This window comes from Agrobacterium sp. ICMP 6402, from assembly GCF_009498615.1.
Classification (GTDB): Bacteria; Pseudomonadota; Alphaproteobacteria; order Rhizobiales; family Rhizobiaceae; genus Agrobacterium; species Agrobacterium burrii.
The window spans coordinates 372,304-390,971 of record NZ_QSNV01000003.1; the positions used below are offsets into that span (position 1 = coordinate 372,304).

The following is an 18,668-nucleotide window of genomic DNA, read 5'->3' on the forward strand; positions in this document are numbered from 1 at the left end:
ATAGCCTTCAGGGTTTCATGATGACATTGACATTATCGCGTTTCAAACCATTGCTTATTTTGCTCGTATTCCTCTCCGGCTGCATGACCACGCCGATTTCCAGTATTCCCAAGCTGATGCGACTCGATTTTCTGACGATGAATTTTGAGCATGTTCGGGTGGGGTTGCAGCTCCCAACCTTCCTTTCATTACGCTCCGGTGATGCGGTGATGATCATCCGTAGCGCCACTGATGGGGTGAAGGACAAGTCTGTCGAAACATTCGGGCTGATCGAAGAAAATATGGCTGAGGCTGATCGCGCACGCTTCAACGTAAAAAGCCGGGCCGGATGGGGCACAAGCGTGTGGAGAATAAAGCCCGAGGATATTGCACGGCTCACTGCATTGCAGGAGAAGGTGCGCCGCTCGCGCATTGATGGGCCGCGTATCCGCGGCAGCACGGAGATAGAGATATTGCGGGTCTGCGTCGCCGGCACTCTGCCGAGTGGGCCAATCTATTTCTCGACCTATATCAAGCCCGCGGAAAACGAGGACTATATCCCGATGTCCATCGATGCGGATCTGGTGAAGGTGTTTGGAGCAGCGCAGATTGCGACGCGGGTCAGCCGCTGCGAAAGCTAGTCGTTGTCGCCAGAGCACGTAGCGCTCTGGCTATCTCCCGGAACGATCATCCTACAGCGCAAGAAGCTGAAGCAGTGTTCGAAACTATTGGGCCTGTTCGGCCTGTCGTCCGGGTCAGCGTCCCGGCCGTCCCGTCTTCCCTTTTGTCCGGCTTTTCCGTTTCTGTTCGCCGGGGTCCTCATAAGACCCTGCGCCGACTTTGCCGCGTACCAGCGGCCTCGGATCGTCCGTCGCGCGCTCCGGCTGGCCTTCCAGCAGGGGTGAGAAACGTTTGCCGGCTTCAGTCTCGGGCTTGCCGGGAACCTCGCCGCGCACGGGTTTTTCGGTGCGGCCGACGGTCATTTCGTCCAGCGTGTTTCTGCGGAACAGCGGCTTTCCAGCGTCCGAGCCGGGACCCATCTCGTCCAGTTCGGGTTTGGCGAAGAGGGAGGTTGCGGCGCGTGGCTCATCCCCCTCTGTCCTGCCGGACATTTCCCCCTCAGGGGGGGAGATTGGCAAACGGCTGCGTCTGTTGTTTTTTCCGCCGCCTTCGACAGCGCGCGCTTCTTCCTTGGCCATGGGGTCATCCATGGTGGCCAGTTCGGCGGCCTTGAGGCGTTTGATTTCGTCGCGCAGGCGGGCGGCCTTTTCGAAGTCGAGGTCGGCGGCGGCATCGCGCATGGATTTTTCCAGCGCGTTGAGGTGGGCCTGTAGATTGTTGCCGACCAGATGGCCGCCATCGGCGAAGCCCTTGCCGGAAACGCCTGAAATATCGGCCCTTACGTGGTCGCGCTCATAAACTGAATCAAGAATATCCGAGATCTTCGCCTTGACCGATTCCGGCGTAATGCCGTGTTCGGTGTTATAGGCCATCTGCTTTTCGCGGCGGCGTGAGGTTTCCTCCATCGCCCGCTTCATCGAGCCGGTGATGTTGTCGGCGTAGAGGATGACCTTGCCGTCGACGTTACGGGCGGCGCGGCCGATGGTCTGGATCAGCGAGGTTTCCGAACGCAGGAAGCCTTCCTTGTCGGCATCGAGGATCGCCACGAAACCGCATTCGGGAATATCGAGACCTTCGCGCAACAGGTTGATGCCGACTAGAACGTCGAAGGCGCCAAGGCGCAGGTCGCGGATGATCTCGATACGCTCAAGCGTGTCGATATCCGAGTGCATGTAACGCACGCGCACGCCCTGTTCGTGCAGATATTCGGTCAGGTCTTCGGCCATGCGTTTGGTCAGCACGGTGCAGAGCGTGCGATAACCCTTGGCGGCGGTCTCGCGGATTTCGCCGAGAACGTCGTCCACCTGGCTGCGGGCGGAACGCACCTCCACCGGCGGATCGATGAGGCCGGTCGGGCGGATGACCTGTTCGGCAAAGACGCCGCCAGCCTGTTCCATCTCCCATGAGCCGGGGGTGGCCGAAACCGCCACGGTGAGCGGGCGCATCGCGTCCCATTCCTCGAATCGCAACGGTCGGTTGTCCATGCAGGAGGGCAGGCGGAAGCCATATTCGGCCAGCGTCGCCTTGCGCCGGAAGTCGCCGCGATACATGCCGCCGATCTGGCTGACCGAGACGTGGCTTTCATCGATGAAGAGGAGGGCGTTGTCAGGGATATATTCGAACAAAGTCGGTGGCGGCTCACCGGGGTTGCGGCCGGTGAGGTAAAGCGAATAGTTCTCGATGCCGGCGCAGGAGCCGGTCGCTTCCAGCATCTCTATATCGTAGCGGGTGCGCTGCTCCAGCCGCTGGGCTTCCAGCAGGCGACCGGCTTTCTCCAGCTCGGCGAGACGAACCCGCAGCTCTTCCTTGATCGACTTGATTGCGCCGTTCAGCGTTGGGCGCGGTGTGACATAGTGCGAATTGGCGTAAATCTTGACCGATTGCAGGTCGCCGGTCTTCTGGCCCGTCAGTGGGTCGAATTCGGTGATGGAATCGATCTCGTCGCCGAACATCGAGATCCGCCAGGCGGCATCCTCAAGGTGGGCCGGGAAGATTTCGATGGTGTCACCGCGCACGCGGAACGAACCGCGCTGGAAATCCATGTCGCGCCGCTTGTATTGCTGGGCCACTAGGTCGGCCAGAAGCTGGCGTTGGTCCAGCCGGTCGCCCACCTGCATCTGGAAGGTCATGGCGGTGTAGGTTTCCACCGAGCCGATACCGTAGATGCAGGAGACCGAAGCGACGATGATGCAGTCGTCACGTTCCAGCAGCGAGCGGGTGGCGGAATGGCGCATCCGGTCGATCTGTTCGTTGATCGAGGATTCCTTCTCGATGAAGGTGTCGGAGCGCGGCACATAGGCTTCCGGCTGGTAATAATCGTAGTAGGAAACGAAATATTCCACCGCATTGTCGGGGAAGAAGTTCTTGAACTCGGAATAGAGCTGCGCCGCCAGCGTCTTGTTGGGGGCGAGGATGACGGCGGGGCGCTGGGTTGCCTCGATGACCTTGGCCATGGTGAAGGTCTTGCCGGAGCCGGTGACGCCGAGCAGCACCTGGCTGCGCTCGCCGGAATTGATGCCTTCCACGAGGTCTGCAATCGCGGTCGGCTGGTCGCCGGCCGGCAGGTACTCAGAGTCCATGCGGATTGTAACACCGCCTTCCGATTTCGGCGGACGGGCCGGCCGGTGCGGCGTCCACATCTTGCCGTCCTTGAACAGCGGATTGCCGCTCTCGATCAGCGCCGATAGCGCCTCGACGGTAGCCGTGACGGCGCCGGGCGCGAGGTTGGCCGCCTCCTCCAGCGACACGTCCATGCCCGCCACCGGATTGAGACCGGCCGCCGCGCGGGTTTTCGGATCACTCGATGCGCCGATGGAAACGCCGCGTGCGGTTTTGGACGCGGTGGTGTTTTTTGCTGTCTTGGAGGCTGCCTTCTCGGCTTCCTTTCGGGCCTCGATCTCGATCTTCTTGCGGTGCTTGCCGGCTTTCGAGGCGACTTCGCGCTGGGTTTCCACCGAACCCGCCTCGGCTTCCGCCTCCAGCTGCTTCACCCAATCGGCGACGCTGCCGCTGAGCGGTGCGCCTTCGAACGACGATTGCGGGGCTTCCTCAAAGCCGGAGGGCGAGGACGGGGGATTTTTCGGTGATCTGGCCATGCGCGAAATATGGAGGGAGTCACGCGCAAAGGGAAGGGGAGGTCGTGAAAAAATGAGTACAAAAAGGAAACGAAGCGTCTGGAACAAAATTCGGGCAGATGCGTTGCGTAGCGGCTGAATGCAGCTTTATCGAAACCTGCCGAAAATCGATTCCGGTTTTCGCTGCGATGCGCTAGAGCAAATTCCTACCGGCAGAATGATGGTTACGTTTTTCAAACTGCCTTTCATGACATCCCTCCCTATTTTCAGGAATCATCATGCCGTTCTCGATCAGTCCCGCCCACATCTGGCCTGTCCTGATGCTCGTCGCCTCAAACGTTTTCATGACTTTCGCCTGGTATGGCCACCTCAAGCACAAGGGCAGCGCGCTCTTCCTGGCGATCATCGCAAGCTGGGGCATCGCGTTCTTCGAATATATGCTCGCCGTCCCGGCGAACCGCATCGGCTCGGAGGTTTATTCCACCGCGCAGCTCAAGACCATTCAGGAAGTCATTACACTCGCGGTTTTTGCGCTGTTCTCGATTTTCTGGCTGAAGGAGAGCATCACCATCAATCATGTGATCGGTTTTGCCCTGATCGCTTTCGGTGCGTCCTTCATTTTCCGCTCCTGATCCGCATGGTGAGGCTCCGGCCCAAGACCATGTACCAGCAGTCGCAACCTATGAGGTCGATACAACGATGAAGATACGCCCTGCGAGAGACGATGATGCGGCTGGAATGGCGGCGGTCCAGAACGAGATATTCTCGGCAGGCCTCCGAAAGGCACCGACTGATATCGGTGAGGTGCTGGAAAATTACATCCGGCATGCCGACCGTATCGAGTGTTCGGTCGCCGAGGACGAGGAAGGGCGTATTCTGGGCTTCCAGTCGCTGCGTTACGCACGGGCGGACAATCCCTACGGCGTGGCGGAAGGCTGGGGTATCATCGGCACCCATGTCAGCCCGCATGCGGCGCGAAGGGGCGTGGGGTCCGCGCTCTTTACGGCAACCGGAAAGGCGGCGGAGGCTCGTGGCCTGAAAAATATCGATGCCAGCATCGGCGCGGATAACAGGCTCGGGCAGAATTATTACGAGGCTATGGGCTTCACGACCTATCGTCAGCCGGAAGGGCTGGTCTGCAAGGTCTATCGTCTGGCCTAGGTACGGTTTGCGACCCCGCCCGTGCCGGCAATCCGATCAGCCGCGATTGTCGTTTTCGGAATATTGCAGGCGCGCCTTGCAGATACGAACGTGGTTCTCGTCGGCCCATTGCACCAGCAATTGCATCGGCACCAGAAATGAGCGGCCGAGATTCGTGAGTTCGTATTCCACACGCGGCGGCACTTCGGCATAAAGCGTGCGGCGGATGAAGCCGTCTTCTTCCAGCCGCTTCAGCGTGCGCGACAGCATCTGCTTGGAAATATCGTCGATCCTGCGATTCAGTTCGTTGAAGCGCAGCACGCCGCCCTGCAGGGCTTCCAGAACCAGCAGGCTCCACTGGTCGCCGATGCGGTCCAACACGTCGCGGATCGGGCAGGGCTGCTCGAAGGTGAAGATTTCCTTTGTTTGCGTGTCCGACACTGTTCTACCCCTTGCCCTTTTTCACCCTTTAAGGTCATCGCCATGTGACCAGATCAGCCGCCGCTGACTTCTTGCGGCTATGGTTGCGATATCATAGCTCTCTGTCGCGGTCTATTATCTAGACCGTTAACGATTGTGACGAAAGGACAGAAGCCATGGCTAAAATCGCGCTCGTCGGCGCTTCCGGCAATGCCGGCTCTCGCATTTTGAAGGAACTTTCCGACCGAGGGCATCAGGTAACGGCGATTGCCCGCGCTCCTGAGAAGATCGCCAGCCTGCCGAATGTGGTGGCCAAAAAGGGCGATGTCTTCGATCAGGCGGCGCTTTCTGAGCTGCTGAGGGGTCACGATGCTGTGATAAGCTCGGTGCACTTTACTGCCAGCGATCCCTTGAAGCTCATCGAGGCGGTACGCGCTTCCGGCGTTCAGCGTTATCTCGTGGTCGGCGGTGCCGGCAGCCTTGAAATCGCGCCCGGTCAGCGTGTGGTCGATCTTCCGGATTTCCCGGCCGCCTACAAGGCCGAGGCAACCAAGGGCGCGGAATTCCTGGATCTGCTGAAACAGGAAAAGCAGCTTGACTGGACCTTCCTGTCACCCTCAGCCGAATTTGTGCCGGGGGAAAGAACCGGAAAATTCCGCATCGGCAAGGACAGCCTGCTCAGCAATGACGAAGGCAGCCGTATTTCCTTCGAAGATTATGCGATCGCGCTTGTCGATGAAATCGAGAAGCCGCAGCATTCCCGCCAGCGTTTCACCGTCGGTTATTGAGAGGTCTCACCCATGAATTTCGTAACACGTCGTCTTGCCATCGCCGCTTTCGCCCTCGTGCCTGCTTTGGCGGCCGCGCCGGTTCTGGCGCAAACAGCAAACCGCGATCTGGCTCAGGAAGAAGCCAACCGCAAGCTGGTGATCGAGTTTTACGACACCGTCTTCAACAAGCATGATGTCGAGAAGGGCGCGGTCGTCGTCGCGGACAGCTACAAGCAGCACAATCCCAATGTGCCAGATGGCAAGAAGCCGTTCGTCGATTATTTCACCGGCTTCTTTAAAGAAAACCCGCAGTCGAAAGCACGGATTGTCCGCAGCGCCACGGATGGCGATCTCGTCTATCTGCATATTCATTCGACAGAGAGCGACGGTGATCGCGGCAGGGCGATTGTCGACATCTTCCGCGTCACTGATGGCAAGATCACCGAGCATTGGGATGTGATCCAGCCGGTGCCGGAGAAGGCGGCGAACAACAATACGATGTTCTAGGTCGGGCTTTCTTTGATATCGAGGGAAACAGCCGGGATTTTTCGCCCGGCTGTTTTCATTTTAGAGGATGCCTTTTTAAACGGCCCGCCGCTTCTGGCGAGACTGCACGATCAGATCCAGCGCCAGCATCACCAGCAGGCTCGCACCCACCAGCGGGAAAAGGATGCCGCCGATGGCGAGCACAGCGAGGAGCCCGCGCAGCACACGTTTTTCCTGCGGCAGGGGCGGCGCGCCGAGCGAGCCTTGCGGGCGGCGTTTCCACCACATGATACCGGCGGACACGGCAAGCAGGACGATGCCGAAACAGGCGACCAAAAGCACCATCTGGTTGGCGAGGCCATATTGCTGGCCCATATGCACGTTGATGCCCCATTCCAGCGCCTTGCCGAGCGGACCGTAATCGGCGTAGCTCATATCGATCAGAGGTTCGCCGCTATATTGATCGAGGTGGACGACGCGTTGCTGCGTCAGATCGTCAGGATAGGCGGAGCCGCTATAGACACCGGACGATTTGGTGGGCAGTGCGACGGCGTAACCGGCAGCGAGGCCCAAGGCGTCGAAACGCGCCATGGCCGTGTCGATTCCGACCGGTTGGCCGGTGGCTGGTGCGATGGATTCCGGGATTTTTGCCTGCTCCAGCGACCAGCTTGTTTTGGCCACGTGATCGAGATGGTCACCCGACATCGGAACATCGGTGCGAACGCCGGCCGGATATCCGAAATTGCTGCCATTCGCCCATTCATTGACCTTCGCGCCCCACACGCCGGACCAGGGCATGCCGGTGACGGCGAGGAAGACGATGAAAAAGCCGACGAAGATGCCGGTGACAGCATGGGTATCGCGCCAGAAGACCCGCTTTTTCGGCGTGCCGCGCACGGTGACGACACCGCCGGTCTGTTTGCGCGGCCACCAGAGATAGATGCCGGTGGCGACGAGAAGGATGGACCAGCCGGCGGCGATCTCGATCAGATAGCGGGCATAGGTGCCGAAATATTTGAGGCTGTGGAGATAGCGGATCGTCCACATGACGGTGCCGCGATCCGGCAGGGAGCCGGCAACCTCAGCCGTATGGGGATTGACGTAGACGGCGCGCTTGCCATCCGCCGTATTGACGGTGATTTCCGTCGACGCGCCGGGATCGGCGGGGCTCGTATATTTGACGGCCGTGCCGGGAACGGCAGTCAGCGCAGCGGCAACAATTTCGGAAGGCAGCGCTTTCGGTGCGTCTTGTACCACCTCTATCCGCTTCAAATCAGAATGGATGAGGTTATCGAATTCGTCCCGGAAGAGATAGAGGGCGCCGGTGACGGCGAGCGATATCATGAAGGGCAGGACGAAGAGACCGGCATAGAAATGCCAGCGCCACACGGCGCGGTAAAGATTGATGGACGAGGAATGCGCAGGCGCGCGCTCGCCCTCGAAAGAGGTCGTAACGGACATGGATGTCTCCGCAAGAAGAGTGATTTCCGGCAGGCCGGGAGTGTTTCAGTTCTGCGGAGGGAGGGGTGGTGCGCGTGGGCGCGATTCCAGATTGGGCGGCGATGGCGGCAATGCCGCGTCGAAGTTCAAAAAGGCGACTTCGTCCGTCGTAACGATCGTGTCTGCGCGTTCGACAGGCGTAACCGGAAGAGTGGCAATGGTGGCCGATGCCAGCCGGCACAGCGTTCCGCAGCAGTCGGCGGCAATTTTGCCCGCCGGGTCCTGCTTTGCGGGGCCTTCCGGCATGTGGCTGGAACAGATGACCTCATCCGCCGCGAGCGCGGCCATCGCCATGTTGCCGCTGGTCAGGCCATTGGCGAGCCCCTGCAAAAGGAAAAGCAGGACGGCCAGCGTGGCGATGGCGCCAGCCGAGCTTCGGTCCTGCATGATCCTGCGAATGTATCCCATACGGCCGGAATGCCATAGTCGCGGCGAAATGTCACCGCGACACAATGACGGCATCAGGGCGTTGCGGTCTTCAGGCCAGCAGGTCGTAGGTGCGGAAAATCCAGGCGATCTGGTAGATCAGCGCGAAGACGACGAGGAAGCGGTGGAAGCGGCGGTTGCCGATGAAGGCGGCGGACGTGAAAAGAACGACGTAAATCGCGGTACGGATGAGATATTCCGGGCCGAGTGTTGCGAGGTAGTCCTGTCCCTTCAGCAGCGTGTCACCGACATCGGTGACGAAAAGCGCTGCCAGAAAACCGAAGAACCAGCTTTTGCGGGAAAAGAAGTAGTCCTCATATCCCTTGTATTCCTTCATCTCAGTCGGAAACAGCAGCACGCAGAGGAAATAAAACAGCGAGCAGAACAGGATGAGGAACAGGAAGGCGCCGAAGCCCAGCACGTGGCCGGTGGCGGAAAGCCGGTGTTCCCACCACCAGAAATGCACCAGCATCAGAAACAGGAACGCCACCCAGCCGAGATGCAGCGGATAGATGTGTTCCTTTTTTGGGTGTTGCACGAAACCGGCAAGGCCGGTCAGCAGGCGGGCGAGGCTGAGGCCGACCACCATGCCCATGACGGCACGGATGTGCGAATAGGCTTCTGCGGCGTTGACGGCGGCCTCCATCGTGCCTACTCCCCCGGAGGAATGGGCGTCGGCTGCCCGTTTTCGTCCATCGCCACCATGATGAAGGTGCCGGCGGTGACCTTTTCCAGCTTGTCGAAACGCGACCGCTGCGCCCAGGCCTCAACCGTCAATGTGATGGAGGTGCGGCCGACGCGGGCGATATCGGTATAGATGGACAAAGTATCGCCGATCTTCACCGGCAGTTCGAAGGCCATCTCCTTGACCGCCGCCGTAACCACGCGACAGCGCGAGCGTTCCGCTGCGCGGATGCCGCTCGCCAAGTCCATCTGCGACATGACCCAGCCGCCGAAAATATCACCGGCCGGATTGGCGTCGGCCGGCATGGCGAGCGTCCGCAGGGTTAGCTCGCCGGTCGGTTTGATGGGCAGGTCGGTCATGTCGAGATTTGCTCCTTGCGAATGAGAAAGGCGCAGCATGCGTTGCGCTTTGCGATTTCGCAAGGAAGGGCAAGCGTCAGGACGACGCTTTGCCCAGAAATTGCTGCGTTGCGTAAAGGGCGATGGCCGCCGCATTCGACACGTTGAGCGATTTGATCTCGCCGGGCATATCGAGACGGGCGAGCGCCGAGACGGTTTCGCGCGTCTTCTGGCGCAGGCCCTTGCCTTCGGCTCCCAGCACCAGCGCAATTTTTGCGCCGCTGAAAGTCTGTTCGATGGGGCCGGGGCCTTCCGAATCCAACCCGACCGAAAAGAAGCCAAGCTTGTGCAACTCGCCCAGCGCATCGGCCAGATTGGTGACCTGGATATAGGGAATGAGTTCCAGCGCGCCGGATGCGGATTTCGCCAGTACGCCTGACTCGGTCGGGCTGTGGCGCATGGTGGTGATGACGGCGCCGGCGTTGAAGGCGACCGCCGAGCGCATGATGGCGCCGACATTGTGCGGGTCGGTGACCTGATCGAGCACGAGGATCAGCGGGCTTTTCTTCAGCGCATCGAGCTTCTTGACCGGCAGCGGCCTGGTTTCCAGCATCACACCCTGATGGATCGCCTCGGGGCCGAGGACCTTGTCGATATCCTGTGGCGAAACCATTTCGACCGGGAAGGGCTGGGCATCCGCCTCGCCGATATCCAGACGCGCAAGCGCGTTCTGGGTGACGGAGAGCTTGACGATCTGCCGTTCGGGATTGGACAGCGCCGCACGCACGGTATGCAGGCCGTAAAGATGCACCTGATCCGGCGCAAGCTGCGGCGGCTTCCAGTCGTCCGCGCTGCGGCTTCTGCGCCTCTGCTGTGGCGGAGTGGGGATTTCGCCCCTTTCGCGTTTGGCGTCGCGCACGGCACGGCGCAGGGTGGCGTAGTGCGTGTCGCGGGTGGATTTGTCGTTGGGATCGTCTTTGCTCATGCCGCCTTATATCTCCGGGAAGAGGCGCGCACCAGCCCCCGCGATAATCCACAGGGCTGTAAAGATGTTTGAATTTTTTCCCGAAAATTCGTGAAAGGGCGTGTTGACAGAAACGAACGAGGCCGTCATATACGCGCCACAGACGACGCAACGGCGCTTCGCCGCAGCGAAATCTGAAGAGCTTGGTAGCTCGATCCTAGCAGAAAGCTGGAGGGATGCCCGAGTGGTTAAAGGGGACGGACTGTAAATCCGTTGGCTACGCCTACGTTGGTTCAAATCCAACTCCCTCCACCATTCTGCACGGATCGAAATCACCACCGCGGGTATAGCTCAATGGTAGAGCAGCAGCCTTCCAAGCTGAATACGCGGGTTCGATTCCCGCTACCCGCTCCAGCGACCTTTCCAACAAGATCAATGACGTCAAAAAGCGTTGATTTTTCAGCGTTTTTGCCTCGCGCGTGCGTAAGGTCGTGCAACGGTATGCAGTGACATCCAGCACTTTTGTCGGTAAAAATTACGGTATTCGTCATCGTGGTGGAAAGCCGATACCGTAAAATGGCACTGACAGACTTTCAGGTTAAGAACGCCAAAGCCGACAGCAAGCCGCAGAAGCTATCTGATGAGAAGGGGCTTTACCTCTATATATCGGTTGCTGGCGGAAAGTCTTGGCGGTTTGATTATGATTTTTTCGGGAAACGAAAAACGCTGACGATTGGGGCGTGCCCGACGGTGGGGCTGGCGGATGCCCGACGACTGCGTGACGAGGCCAAGAAAAAACTGGCTGAGGGTTTGGACCCGTCGTTGGCTAAGAAACGCGATCACCTTACTGCCATCTCGGATATCTACCTTAACGGTCAACCGGCCGGGCGAAACGGTTCATTCGCTGCGGCTTTTCCCGGCATGAAGGGTGAGGTCGCCAATATTCGCGATATTGAGCAGGGCTTGGACCAGATCAACCGCCTGTCATCGAACGACGCGAAGACCTCGATGTTACCGGGTAAGGAAGATGGAACACAGTTCTAACTGTTGGATCGAGTAGAGAAAGGCTGGGCCGATGTTAAGCCACTATAACAATTTAGAATCGCTCATTGCTCCTGCGGATTGCAAACAATCTGTGGAGTTGGATTACGGTTCCATAGAACTCTACACAGGCAAATCGGCAGACAGGCTTTCGGCTGCAGGTCTCCTGAATTTGGTGCTACGTGAACCGACGGGTTGTCTATTAGCATGCACTCTGGCTTCAATTAAGAATACTAATCTGACGATTAAGTATCAAGAGGCAGTAAAAGAGCCAAATACCAGCGTGGTGATTGAAATTTGGTTGGAAGGGCCGGAGCTCCGTGCTCAGCATTGGGACGGATTTACATCGCGGTTTGATAAGAAGAGTATGAAACTTCTTTCACAAGAATTCACAAAATAGCCGGTCGTACACCCGGGCACCGAAACCTAGTTCGGATAGCCGGAGCGGTGTCAGCTTGATTGTTCCTGCAGTCTTCTTCCGTCTTCTTGGAACGAGCTGCGGCAGTCCGAGGAAAATGCACTTATCCGTGCTGGGCCGTTCACGGCTAAAGGGAGGCCTGTCAAGTGAAGTACAAATCGCCAGAAAACAGAACGGAAAAAGAAGTTATCGCGATTTTGTCGCGTATTGACAATGATTCAGAAGAAAGAATATCGGCATTTTTGTCTACTGTTTACTATGGAAAAACGATAAACGTTTCAGGATATATTTTGATAAAATAGTTTAAAAAGGCAAAATGTGGTAAAAGTTATGGTTAAAAAATATTTTTGAAACATTCTATGGAATGTGTCGGGCAAATTATTGTATTGATGATAGTATTATTGTTTTGAGGGATTTTGAAAGGCAGAATCCAGAATATAATTTGGATATTAAATCCACTATCGAAGCGCTTGTTGAGTACAAATCCATATTTAATGACGATCATAGCGAAGGGCGGTTTTGATGAAGGTTGGGGTAATTCCAATTCATTGTAGAAGACACTGCTGTAATTAATGAAGATGTTGAAATCATTCTCCTCCATTATTTTCGGATCTCTGTTCCTGACTGGACGCACCGCATTGAATCAGACATCGTCGGCCATCAACAACGCGAATGATGGTGTCGTTACTGCGATGCTGTCACCATACCGAAAACTTGCCTCCCAATGGCGAGGCAAGACACTCGCAGACTTTCAGAGCAGGTTCGGGGCACCCGCTCCATTTACTCTTCCCAGCATTATGTATCGCGTACAAAGCTTAGATTTTTAAGCGCTTTTATCGTATGTGCGGATACGCGCAGTCGTAGCCATCGGCATTTGTTTTACCGGCCGATGATCCGCATCGGCTCATCCGCACATTTGACGTTAAGTTCTGGTGCCTGGCCGCGAAGGCAGCGCCGGCCATTCTTTGCAATTGAGATCAAGGGCCGATCATGGTTCGATGCCGGGCGCGTAGCTGATTCCTCCCCGTCGATGCCAAGCTTGATCCGAGAGGCCCATGTCGATTTCAGATACGATCTTCCGCCCTTTCGAGAGGCTGATACGGCCGCTTGACATTCCTTTCCGCCCGTTGCCGTCGAAAGGCCCCGTGGCGGTGCTGCTGCATTTTATCGCGATGTTTCGCGGCGTCCTCATCGCACTTGCTTTGTCCTCCATGGCGGTGGAAGCCATCAATCTCTCCATCATCTGGGGATTGTCCGTCATCGTTGATGGCGTGACGGCGCAGGGAGCGGAGGCTTTTCTGCGCAATGAATGGCTGCTGCTCGCTGTCCTCGGAATGCTGATTTTTCCCGCCATGCCGATCGCGTCATTTCTTCTTAACACGCTCAATTCGCACACCCTTGGCATCGCGATGCCGGCGGCCATTCAGTGGCAGGGCCACAAGGCCGTGGAGCGGCAGGATCTGGCATTTTTCCATGAGCTTTATGCGGGGCAGGTCGCCTCGCGTCTTTCACAGGTGTCGTCGGCGGTCCAGCAGCAGATCATCAATGCATTCCAGACAGGACCGCGCTTCCTGTTGCAGATGGTCGGCTCTCTGGTTCTGCTGGCCGCACTATCCTGGCAACTGGCTCTGCCGGTGTTGGTCTGGATCGTGCTGAATGTGGTTCTCGCCGTTAAACTGGCTCCCGTCTTCACGGAGCGGTCACGTCGTTCGGCCAAACAAAAGAGCCTTGTCTCGGGCGCGATCACCGATCTCTACAGCAATATGCAGATGATCAAGCAATTCGCCGCTGAAGATAGCGAGGCGGGCGCAATCCGCCGCATCCTGATGAAGGCGGTGCAGACGCAGCACAGGGAGCAGCGTGTCTACCGCGCGTCCGAACTGGTCGTCGTGGCACTCAATATGGCGTTATGGCTGGCGATTTTGTCGGTCGGTTTTTCCGGTTTGGTGAAGGGCTTCCTCACGGTTGGGGAGTTTGTCGGTGCCGTCTATATTCTGCAACGCCTGTCTGGGCACACATTCACCTTCCTGCAGATGGGGCAGCAGATATTTCAGGCGATTGGCACCATCAAGGACGCCATGCCTGTCATGACGACGCCGCCCACCATCACTGACAGGGCAGGCGCTGCGGAACTGAGTGTTTCGCATGGGAACATTGATTTCGACGATATCCGCTTTGCTTATAAGTCAGGCAGGCCGGTGATTGATGATCTGTCACTGACCGTGCGCGCGGGGGAGAAAGTCGGCCTTGTGGGCCTGTCGGGAGCGGGAAAAACGACGCTGGTTAATCTGCTCCTGCGGTTTTACGACATTCAGGAGGGTGCAATTCGCATCGACGGTCAGGATATCCGTGATGTCACGCAGATGAGTCTGCGCCGTAATATCGGGGTTATCGCCCAGGATGTGGCGCTGCTGCACCGTTCCGTCGGCGACAATATTCGCTACGGGCGGCCGGAGGCGAGGCAGGAAGATATCGAGCGGGCGGCGAAAGTGGCCAAGGCCGATGCTTTCATCGCTGATCTTGCCGATAGCGAGGGCCGAAAAGGGTATCTGGCGTTTGTCGGGGACCGCGGCATCAAGCTTTCCGGCGGGCAGCGTCAGCGGGTCGCCATCGCTCGGGTACTCTTGAAAGATGCGCCCATCCTGATCCTCGATGAGGCCACATCTGCGCTGGACAGCGAGTCCGAAGCCGCTATTCAGGAAAAGCTCAATCTTGTGATGGAAGGCAAAACCGTGATCGCGATCGCGCACCGCCTGTCTACCATCGCCAGAATGGATAGGATCATCGTGCTGGATCACGGCCGGATTGTCGAAGAGGGGCGACCGGAGGATCTGGTCGAGCGGAACGGGCTGTTTGCCCGGCTCTGGAAACGCCAGATCGGCGGCTTCATGCCGGAAGATGAGTGATCAAATCCTGCTGCCGACAACGCGTGAGATGTCACCCGTCATTTTAGGTGGCTGTTCTTGCGGCCAAGTCAGTAGGGAGAAAGACACTGACTGCGTGTCCCCGCAGGGGCCATATAGCTGTTATCGGTCGGATGGTAGGAGGTGTATCGCGCCGCACACCATTTGACGTGGTTTATCTCCGCCTGTGACAGGGCGTAACCGTTGGACGTAGCTTCTTCACCCTTTCCCGCGGCGAAGGCGGATGCGGGGTAGCCGCGCTGGTTCAACTCCTGCGCCTGTTCCGGCGGTTCATAGGCCGGCTGTATGAGGCTCAGCGCGTGGGCGGGCATGACGGAAGCGCCAGATAATGCGACGCCAAGAGCGAGTGCGGAGATAGTCTTCGGCATCCTCAACATCGATAAATCCTCGTTATTCGTTCGGGATGCTAACGAAAATTTAGGAAATTCGTTCCCTGAGAGGGTTGACGCCACACGAACACGTGATTCTTCGGGATTGGCAAAAAGGTGAGGCGGCAGGATTGGAGAGGTTGCCTGCGGCGGCTGTTGGGCATGACGCGTCCACGCGCAAAATGTGAGCCGGCATGATGCCGTCTTCATTAGGAAGATGCCGTGTCCCGTGAACGCGTTTCATTCCCTCGTCAATTTGACTTTTCGTCCTTCCCGCACTGCTCGTTGACAAGCGGAAAATCCGGTCGGATAGTCGGCCGGCAATCATGCAAACGGGAGTCTTCAATGTTTAACAGGGTTGTCATTCTCTCATCCTTTGCGCTGCTGACATCTGCAGCGTTCGTCTCCCCCGCAGCCGCACTCACCATGAAAGAGTGCAGCGTGAAATATCAGGCGGCGAAAACCGACGGGTCCGCGAAGGACGTCAAGTGGAACGACTATCGCGCCAAGTTCTGCGGCAGCGACGCGGCGGCTGAAGATGCCGCTGACAATAAGCAGGTCGCGGCCACACCCGACAAAGAACCCGAAAAAGCGACGATAAAGGCCCCGAAGGGCGTCGCTTTTCCGAGTGCTGTCGATAAGAAATACTCAAGCGAAACGCCCGGCAAGGCTCGCCTGAAGACCTGTGTCGATTCCTATCACAAGAACAAGGATGACGGCACGCTCGGCGATCTGAAATGGATTCAGAAGGGCGGCGGCTACTGGAGCCTGTGCAACACGGCGCTGAAGAGCTGACAAGGGGCGGGGCGGCGACTGACTGCCGTCGCCCGACCATCAGAATGATTCCAAAATCATACCGACAGGCGGGGTGCCGTTTCAGCCGGTGAGGCCGTGTTTGCGCCACCTCCGAAGTTGTGCGCCCTTATCGCTTTTTGCAGACCCTGCCGGTAATGGCGGGGTTTTGTTCGTGCGCCGTCCATCGCCATCACCAGATGGAGAACAGGTGGGGCAATGCCCGCATTATGATCGTGCGTAAAGGTGGGTGACTTCTTGCATGCGGGTGCAAGTCCGGGGCATGGGACAACCCCGTTTTCGGGCGGGTAAAATCTGCGAATAGTCCGTGATTCAGTATCTTGGTAGAAAGAGTTGATCCTGCGGTTCGGCCCGCATCCAGCAATTCAACGGTGAAGGCTGTCCCATGACGGCCGACCGGCAATGTGGGCGGATGACCAGACGATTTCGAAACTATCTCGCGGTGCTGACCATATCATTGCTGATGTGGGCGGTGATTCTTGGCGTCGCTTATTGGATGTATTGGTAAGGGCGGCTGTTGCGACCGCCGGCACGAACGGGCAGCGGATTGACATGTGTCGCCGATAGCTGCGGTATGTCTCCGTCGTTTATATTCCCGGACATTCCAAAAGTGAGGACGGTTGGCCCAATTTTGGCTTTGCTGTCGTGACCTTATGTTTCGACCGGATCAGGAAAGGGTCGTCATGAGAAAATCCATCGCCGTCACGTGTCTTGCAATCTTGTCGTCACCGGTAGCTTCCAGCGCTCTGGCGGAAGATCTGGTGATTCCGCTTCCGAAGGACACGAAGATCGAGAAGGTCGAGGCTGTCTATCAATGCGCCGCCGACACGGTGGAGGCCGTTTATTTTAATGCCGGCGACATCAGTCTCGTGCGACTGGGTTTGAAGGATGGCGTCATTGTTGCAGCGAATGTCATTTCAGGATCGGGGGCCAGATATCAGGGCGGCGTCCATGTCTGGTGGTCGAAGGGTGAGGAGGCCGATCTTTACGATCTGATGGCGGATCCGGAGATGAAGAAGCCGGTTCATTGCGTGGAAAAGAAGAAATCCTGATCGCCGTCGGCTGCCCTTAAAGGAGCGGCGGCAGGGCGGTCATAAAACCTTGCCATGCCGCCGGTCAGCGTTGGATTGCGCGCGCGGCGCGTTCAGCCAAGAACGAGCGACGCAAGAAGCGCCAGCAGGATGAGAGAGCTTGCGACAACGCCAAGCTTCACCCGTCTAAGGCGGCGGGTACGACCACCGCTCCAGTCATAAGCCATTGGCAGCTTTACCTTTCTTTTTATTATTATGACTTATTACTAGCTCCCTAGGCTTGCTCGTGGCTGACCTCAATTGCCAAAAGCCATAGGCGAGAAATCATGATTTCCCTGTCTTGTCCGTATGTTGCAGCACGCGCGGTGAGTGATTCCCGTAGCTGCCGATACCTCTCGCGGTAAGTGGTTCTCAAGGCGGACGGTGCGGTGTTACGGGCGGCGAGGGCGGCTTGCGCCGCTGTGCGATTGAGAAGGTTTGATGCCCACATGTCAAAAAAAAGGCCCGAAAACTTGCGTTTCCGGGCCTTTTGACAATGCGCTGCTTTAGGGGATTTCAGCCGAAATAAGGCTTGATGTAAGGCAAGACTTCGATCACGCCGTGGTAGAGCATGTTGAGCGCCACGTAGATGATGACTATCAGGCCGATATAGGAAATCCAGCGATAGCGGTGCAGCAGTTTGGCGACGAAGTTGGCGGCAAGACCCATGAGGGCGATCGAGACGATAAGCCCGATCACCAGTACCGTCACATGTTCCTGTGCGGCGCCGGCAACGGCAAGAACGTTGTCCAGTGACATGGAGACGTCGGCGATGACGATCTGGATCGCGGCCTGCAGGAAGGTCTTGTGGCCTTTGGTCAGATCGGCTTCCTCGTCGGTCACCTCGTCTTCGATGGAGCCGGCCGCCTCGCGCAGTTCGGACCACATCTTCCAGCATACCCAGGCGAGCAGCAGGCCGCCGAACAATTGCAGACCGACAATGGCGAGAAGCTGTACGGTGACGGCGGCAAAGGCGATGCGCAGAACGGTGGCGGCGATGATGCCCACCAGGATCGCCTTGCGGCGAAGATGGGCGGGAAGCCCCGCAGCGGCAAGGCCGATGACGATGGCATTGTCGCCCGCCAGAACGAGATCGATCGCAATGACCTGTAAGAATGCCGTGAAACCGGCGGCTGTGAAGATTTCCATGGGATGGTCCTGAAACGGATAGACAAGGTCGCGAGGGAAAGCGACGGATCGAGATATGGCATGGGGTGGCGCCTGGCGCCGCGTTCCAATCACCTGTCTCCCCCCGGGCGATGGACTGTCCTTAAGCCATCATGGCGGTGCAGGTAAAGAAGTTGTGATGAAAATACCTTAATTAGTGATCAGCAATGGCGGGAAAGCGTTCGCCCGCGCCTCGCGTCGGTGTCCTCCTCCCGAGGGTTTAAATGTCGCAAACAACACACCATATACGGGCCTCAGGGCACGCTTGAAGCGCGTACGCAGACGCTTTCACAATTAAGTCTTGCGCATTCGCTTACAAAGCCTTAAACGGCGACACCAAACCGGTTCGCCGGGGAACCTACTTCACGTTCACAGGAAGCAATTCACATGGCAAAGAGCAAGTTTGAGCGCAATAAGCCGCACGTCAACATTGGCACGATCGGTCACGTCGACCACGGCAAGAC

18 protein-coding genes, 2 tRNA genes and 3 pseudogenes are annotated in these 18,668 nt (G+C 57.7%); 14 read left to right on the top strand and 9 right to left on the bottom strand.

Features of this window, described 5'->3' with window-relative positions:
* Positions 1–17 precede the first annotated feature (17 nt).
* The gene (locus DXT96_RS12955) at positions 18–620 is read left to right on the top strand and encodes a hypothetical protein (protein WP_153515104.1); all 603 of its coding nucleotides are present in this window, start codon (positions 18–20) and stop codon (positions 618–620) included.
* A gap of 114 nt (positions 621–734) precedes the next feature.
* On the opposite strand, the gene uvrB is transcribed toward DXT96_RS12955, so the two are convergent.
* Positions 735–3,695: an excinuclease ABC subunit UvrB gene (uvrB, locus tag DXT96_RS12960; RefSeq protein ID WP_153515105.1), complete on the bottom strand. Its 2,961-nt coding sequence runs from the start codon at positions 3,693–3,695 to the stop codon at positions 735–737.
* Positions 3,696–3,952: 257 nt separating this feature from the next.
* Here uvrB and DXT96_RS12965 point away from each other — a divergent pair, with 257 nt between their 5' ends.
* Positions 3,953–4,306 carry a DMT family protein gene (locus tag DXT96_RS12965; RefSeq protein ID WP_003495099.1) on the top strand — a complete coding sequence of 118 codons (354 nt, stop codon included), beginning with the start codon at positions 3,953–3,955 and terminating at the stop codon, positions 4,304–4,306.
* Between the two features lie 106 nt (positions 4,307–4,412).
* Entirely contained in the window at positions 4,413–4,835 is a 423-nt protein-coding gene (locus tag DXT96_RS12970; protein WP_153515140.1) for a GNAT family N-acetyltransferase, read from the top strand.
* Between the two features lie 36 nt (positions 4,836–4,871).
* Here the strand turns inward: DXT96_RS12970 and DXT96_RS12975 are convergent, their stop codons facing one another.
* Positions 4,872–5,255, bottom strand: a complete 384-nt coding sequence (locus tag DXT96_RS12975) for a helix-turn-helix domain-containing protein (protein ID WP_142840194.1) — start codon at positions 5,253–5,255, stop codon at positions 4,872–4,874.
* A gap of 155 nt (positions 5,256–5,410) precedes the next feature.
* On the opposite strand from DXT96_RS12975, the gene DXT96_RS12980 reads away from it, so the two are divergent.
* Positions 5,411–6,022 carry an NAD(P)-dependent oxidoreductase gene (locus DXT96_RS12980; protein ID WP_153515106.1) on the top strand — a complete coding sequence of 204 codons (612 nt, stop codon included), beginning with the start codon at positions 5,411–5,413 and terminating at the stop codon, positions 6,020–6,022.
* 12 nt (positions 6,023–6,034) lie between these two features.
* Positions 6,035–6,511, top strand: a complete 477-nt coding sequence (locus tag DXT96_RS12985) for a nuclear transport factor 2 family protein (protein WP_153515107.1) — start codon at positions 6,035–6,037, stop codon at positions 6,509–6,511.
* Positions 6,512–6,586: 75 nt separating this feature from the next.
* Here DXT96_RS12985 and DXT96_RS12990 read toward each other — a convergent pair whose 3' ends face one another.
* From DXT96_RS12990 to rlmB, 5 genes are all read right to left on the bottom strand, one after another.
* Positions 6,587–7,951 carry a PepSY domain-containing protein gene (locus DXT96_RS12990; protein WP_153515108.1) on the bottom strand — a complete coding sequence of 455 codons (1,365 nt, stop codon included), beginning with the start codon at positions 7,949–7,951 and terminating at the stop codon, positions 6,587–6,589.
* A gap of 45 nt (positions 7,952–7,996) precedes the next feature.
* Positions 7,997–8,398: a DUF2946 family protein gene (locus DXT96_RS12995; protein ID WP_149900263.1), complete on the bottom strand. Its 402-nt coding sequence runs from the start codon at positions 8,396–8,398 to the stop codon at positions 7,997–7,999.
* Between the two features lie 70 nt (positions 8,399–8,468).
* Positions 8,469–9,062, bottom strand: a complete 594-nt coding sequence (locus DXT96_RS13000; protein ID WP_149900264.1) for a hypothetical protein — start codon at positions 9,060–9,062, stop codon at positions 8,469–8,471.
* Between the two features lie 5 nt (positions 9,063–9,067).
* Positions 9,068–9,460 (bottom strand): acyl-CoA thioesterase, encoded by a 393-nt coding sequence (locus DXT96_RS13005; protein ID WP_149900265.1) that lies wholly within the window; start codon positions 9,458–9,460, stop codon positions 9,068–9,070.
* Between the two features lie 76 nt (positions 9,461–9,536).
* Positions 9,537–10,424 (bottom strand): 23S rRNA (guanosine(2251)-2'-O)-methyltransferase RlmB, encoded by an 888-nt coding sequence (gene rlmB, locus DXT96_RS13010; RefSeq protein WP_153515109.1) that lies wholly within the window; start codon positions 10,422–10,424, stop codon positions 9,537–9,539.
* A 209-nt stretch (positions 10,425–10,633) separates the two neighbouring features.
* On the opposite strand from rlmB, the gene DXT96_RS13015 reads away from it, so the two are divergent.
* The 6 genes and pseudogenes from DXT96_RS13015 to DXT96_RS13040 all read left to right on the top strand — a co-directional run bounded on the left by DXT96_RS13015 (position 10,634) and on the right by DXT96_RS13040 (position 14,768).
* A tRNA-Tyr gene (locus tag DXT96_RS13015) sits at positions 10,634–10,718 on the top strand.
* 25 nt (positions 10,719–10,743) lie between these two features.
* Positions 10,744–10,817, top strand: a tRNA-Gly gene (locus DXT96_RS13020).
* 162 nt (positions 10,818–10,979) lie between these two features.
* Positions 10,980–11,228 (top strand): annotated as a pseudogene (locus tag DXT96_RS13025) (Arm DNA-binding domain-containing protein); the annotation flags it as partial.
* Between the two features lie 27 nt (positions 11,229–11,255).
* A pseudogene (locus DXT96_RS13030) lies at positions 11,256–11,438 on the top strand (POTRA domain-containing protein); the annotation flags it as partial.
* Positions 11,439–11,478: 40 nt separating this feature from the next.
* On the top strand, positions 11,479–11,844 hold the full coding sequence (locus DXT96_RS13035) for a hypothetical protein (protein ID WP_153515110.1): 366 nt from the start codon (positions 11,479–11,481) through the stop codon (positions 11,842–11,844).
* Positions 11,845–12,917: 1,073 nt separating this feature from the next.
* Positions 12,918–14,768 (top strand): ABC transporter ATP-binding protein, encoded by a 1,851-nt coding sequence (locus DXT96_RS13040; RefSeq protein WP_153515111.1) that lies wholly within the window; start codon positions 12,918–12,920, stop codon positions 14,766–14,768.
* A 68-nt stretch (positions 14,769–14,836) separates the two neighbouring features.
* On the opposite strand, the gene DXT96_RS13045 is transcribed toward DXT96_RS13040, so the two are convergent.
* Positions 14,837–15,163 carry a BA14K family protein gene (locus DXT96_RS13045; protein ID WP_153515112.1) on the bottom strand — a complete coding sequence of 109 codons (327 nt, stop codon included), beginning with the start codon at positions 15,161–15,163 and terminating at the stop codon, positions 14,837–14,839.
* Between the two features lie 336 nt (positions 15,164–15,499).
* Here DXT96_RS13045 and DXT96_RS13050 point away from each other — a divergent pair, with 336 nt between their 5' ends.
* Positions 15,500–15,949, top strand: a complete 450-nt coding sequence (locus DXT96_RS13050; RefSeq protein WP_153515113.1) for a hypothetical protein — start codon at positions 15,500–15,502, stop codon at positions 15,947–15,949.
* Between the two features lie 701 nt (positions 15,950–16,650).
* Positions 16,651–17,019 (top strand): MliC family protein, encoded by a 369-nt coding sequence (locus tag DXT96_RS13055; protein ID WP_153515114.1) that lies wholly within the window; start codon positions 16,651–16,653, stop codon positions 17,017–17,019.
* Between the two features lie 534 nt (positions 17,020–17,553).
* Here the strand turns inward: DXT96_RS13055 and DXT96_RS13065 are convergent.
* Positions 17,554–18,186, bottom strand: coding sequence for a TerC family protein (locus DXT96_RS13065; protein ID WP_149900272.1), 633 nt, complete (start codon positions 18,184–18,186; stop codon positions 17,554–17,556).
* 405 nt (positions 18,187–18,591) lie between these two features.
* On the opposite strand from DXT96_RS13065, the pseudogene DXT96_RS27075 reads away from it, so the two are divergent.
* Positions 18,592–18,668: pseudogene (locus DXT96_RS27075) on the top strand (elongation factor Tu); the annotation flags it as partial.

Bases quoted from the DNA above. Each gene is read 5' to 3' on its own strand.
- DXT96_RS12965 (WP_003495099.1), top strand. From the start codon at position 3,953: ATGCCGTTCTCGATCAGTCCCGCCCACATCTGGCCTGTCCTGATGCTC.
- DXT96_RS13050 (WP_153515113.1), top strand. From the start codon at position 15,500: ATGTTTAACAGGGTTGTCATTCTCTCATCCTTTGCGCTGCTGACATCT.
- DXT96_RS12970 (WP_153515140.1), top strand. From the start codon at position 4,413: ATGGCGGCGGTCCAGAACGAGATATTCTCGGCAGGCCTCCGAAAGGCA.
- DXT96_RS13035 (WP_153515110.1), top strand. From the start codon at position 11,479: ATGTTAAGCCACTATAACAATTTAGAATCGCTCATTGCTCCTGCGGAT.
- DXT96_RS13055 (WP_153515114.1), top strand. From the start codon at position 16,651: ATGAGAAAATCCATCGCCGTCACGTGTCTTGCAATCTTGTCGTCACCG.
- rlmB (WP_153515109.1), bottom strand. From the start codon at position 10,424: ATGAGCAAAGACGATCCCAACGACAAATCCACCCGCGACACGCACTAC.
- DXT96_RS13005 (WP_149900265.1), bottom strand. From the start codon at position 9,460: ATGACCGACCTGCCCATCAAACCGACCGGCGAGCTAACCCTGCGGACG.
- DXT96_RS13040 (WP_153515111.1), top strand. From the start codon at position 12,918: ATGTCGATTTCAGATACGATCTTCCGCCCTTTCGAGAGGCTGATACGG.
- DXT96_RS12990 (WP_153515108.1), bottom strand. From the start codon at position 7,951: ATGTCCGTTACGACCTCTTTCGAGGGCGAGCGCGCGCCTGCGCATTCC.
- uvrB (WP_153515105.1), bottom strand. From the start codon at position 3,695: ATGGCCAGATCACCGAAAAATCCCCCGTCCTCGCCCTCCGGCTTTGAG.
- DXT96_RS13065 (WP_149900272.1), bottom strand. From the start codon at position 18,186: ATGGAAATCTTCACAGCCGCCGGTTTCACGGCATTCTTACAGGTCATT.
- DXT96_RS13045 (WP_153515112.1), bottom strand. From the start codon at position 15,163: ATGTTGAGGATGCCGAAGACTATCTCCGCACTCGCTCTTGGCGTCGCA.
- DXT96_RS12980 (WP_153515106.1), top strand. From the start codon at position 5,411: ATGGCTAAAATCGCGCTCGTCGGCGCTTCCGGCAATGCCGGCTCTCGC.
- DXT96_RS12955 (WP_153515104.1), top strand. From the start codon at position 18: ATGATGACATTGACATTATCGCGTTTCAAACCATTGCTTATTTTGCTC.
- DXT96_RS12995 (WP_149900263.1), bottom strand. From the start codon at position 8,398: ATGGGATACATTCGCAGGATCATGCAGGACCGAAGCTCGGCTGGCGCC.
- DXT96_RS12985 (WP_153515107.1), top strand. From the start codon at position 6,035: ATGAATTTCGTAACACGTCGTCTTGCCATCGCCGCTTTCGCCCTCGTG.
- DXT96_RS13000 (WP_149900264.1), bottom strand. From the start codon at position 9,062: ATGGAGGCCGCCGTCAACGCCGCAGAAGCCTATTCGCACATCCGTGCC.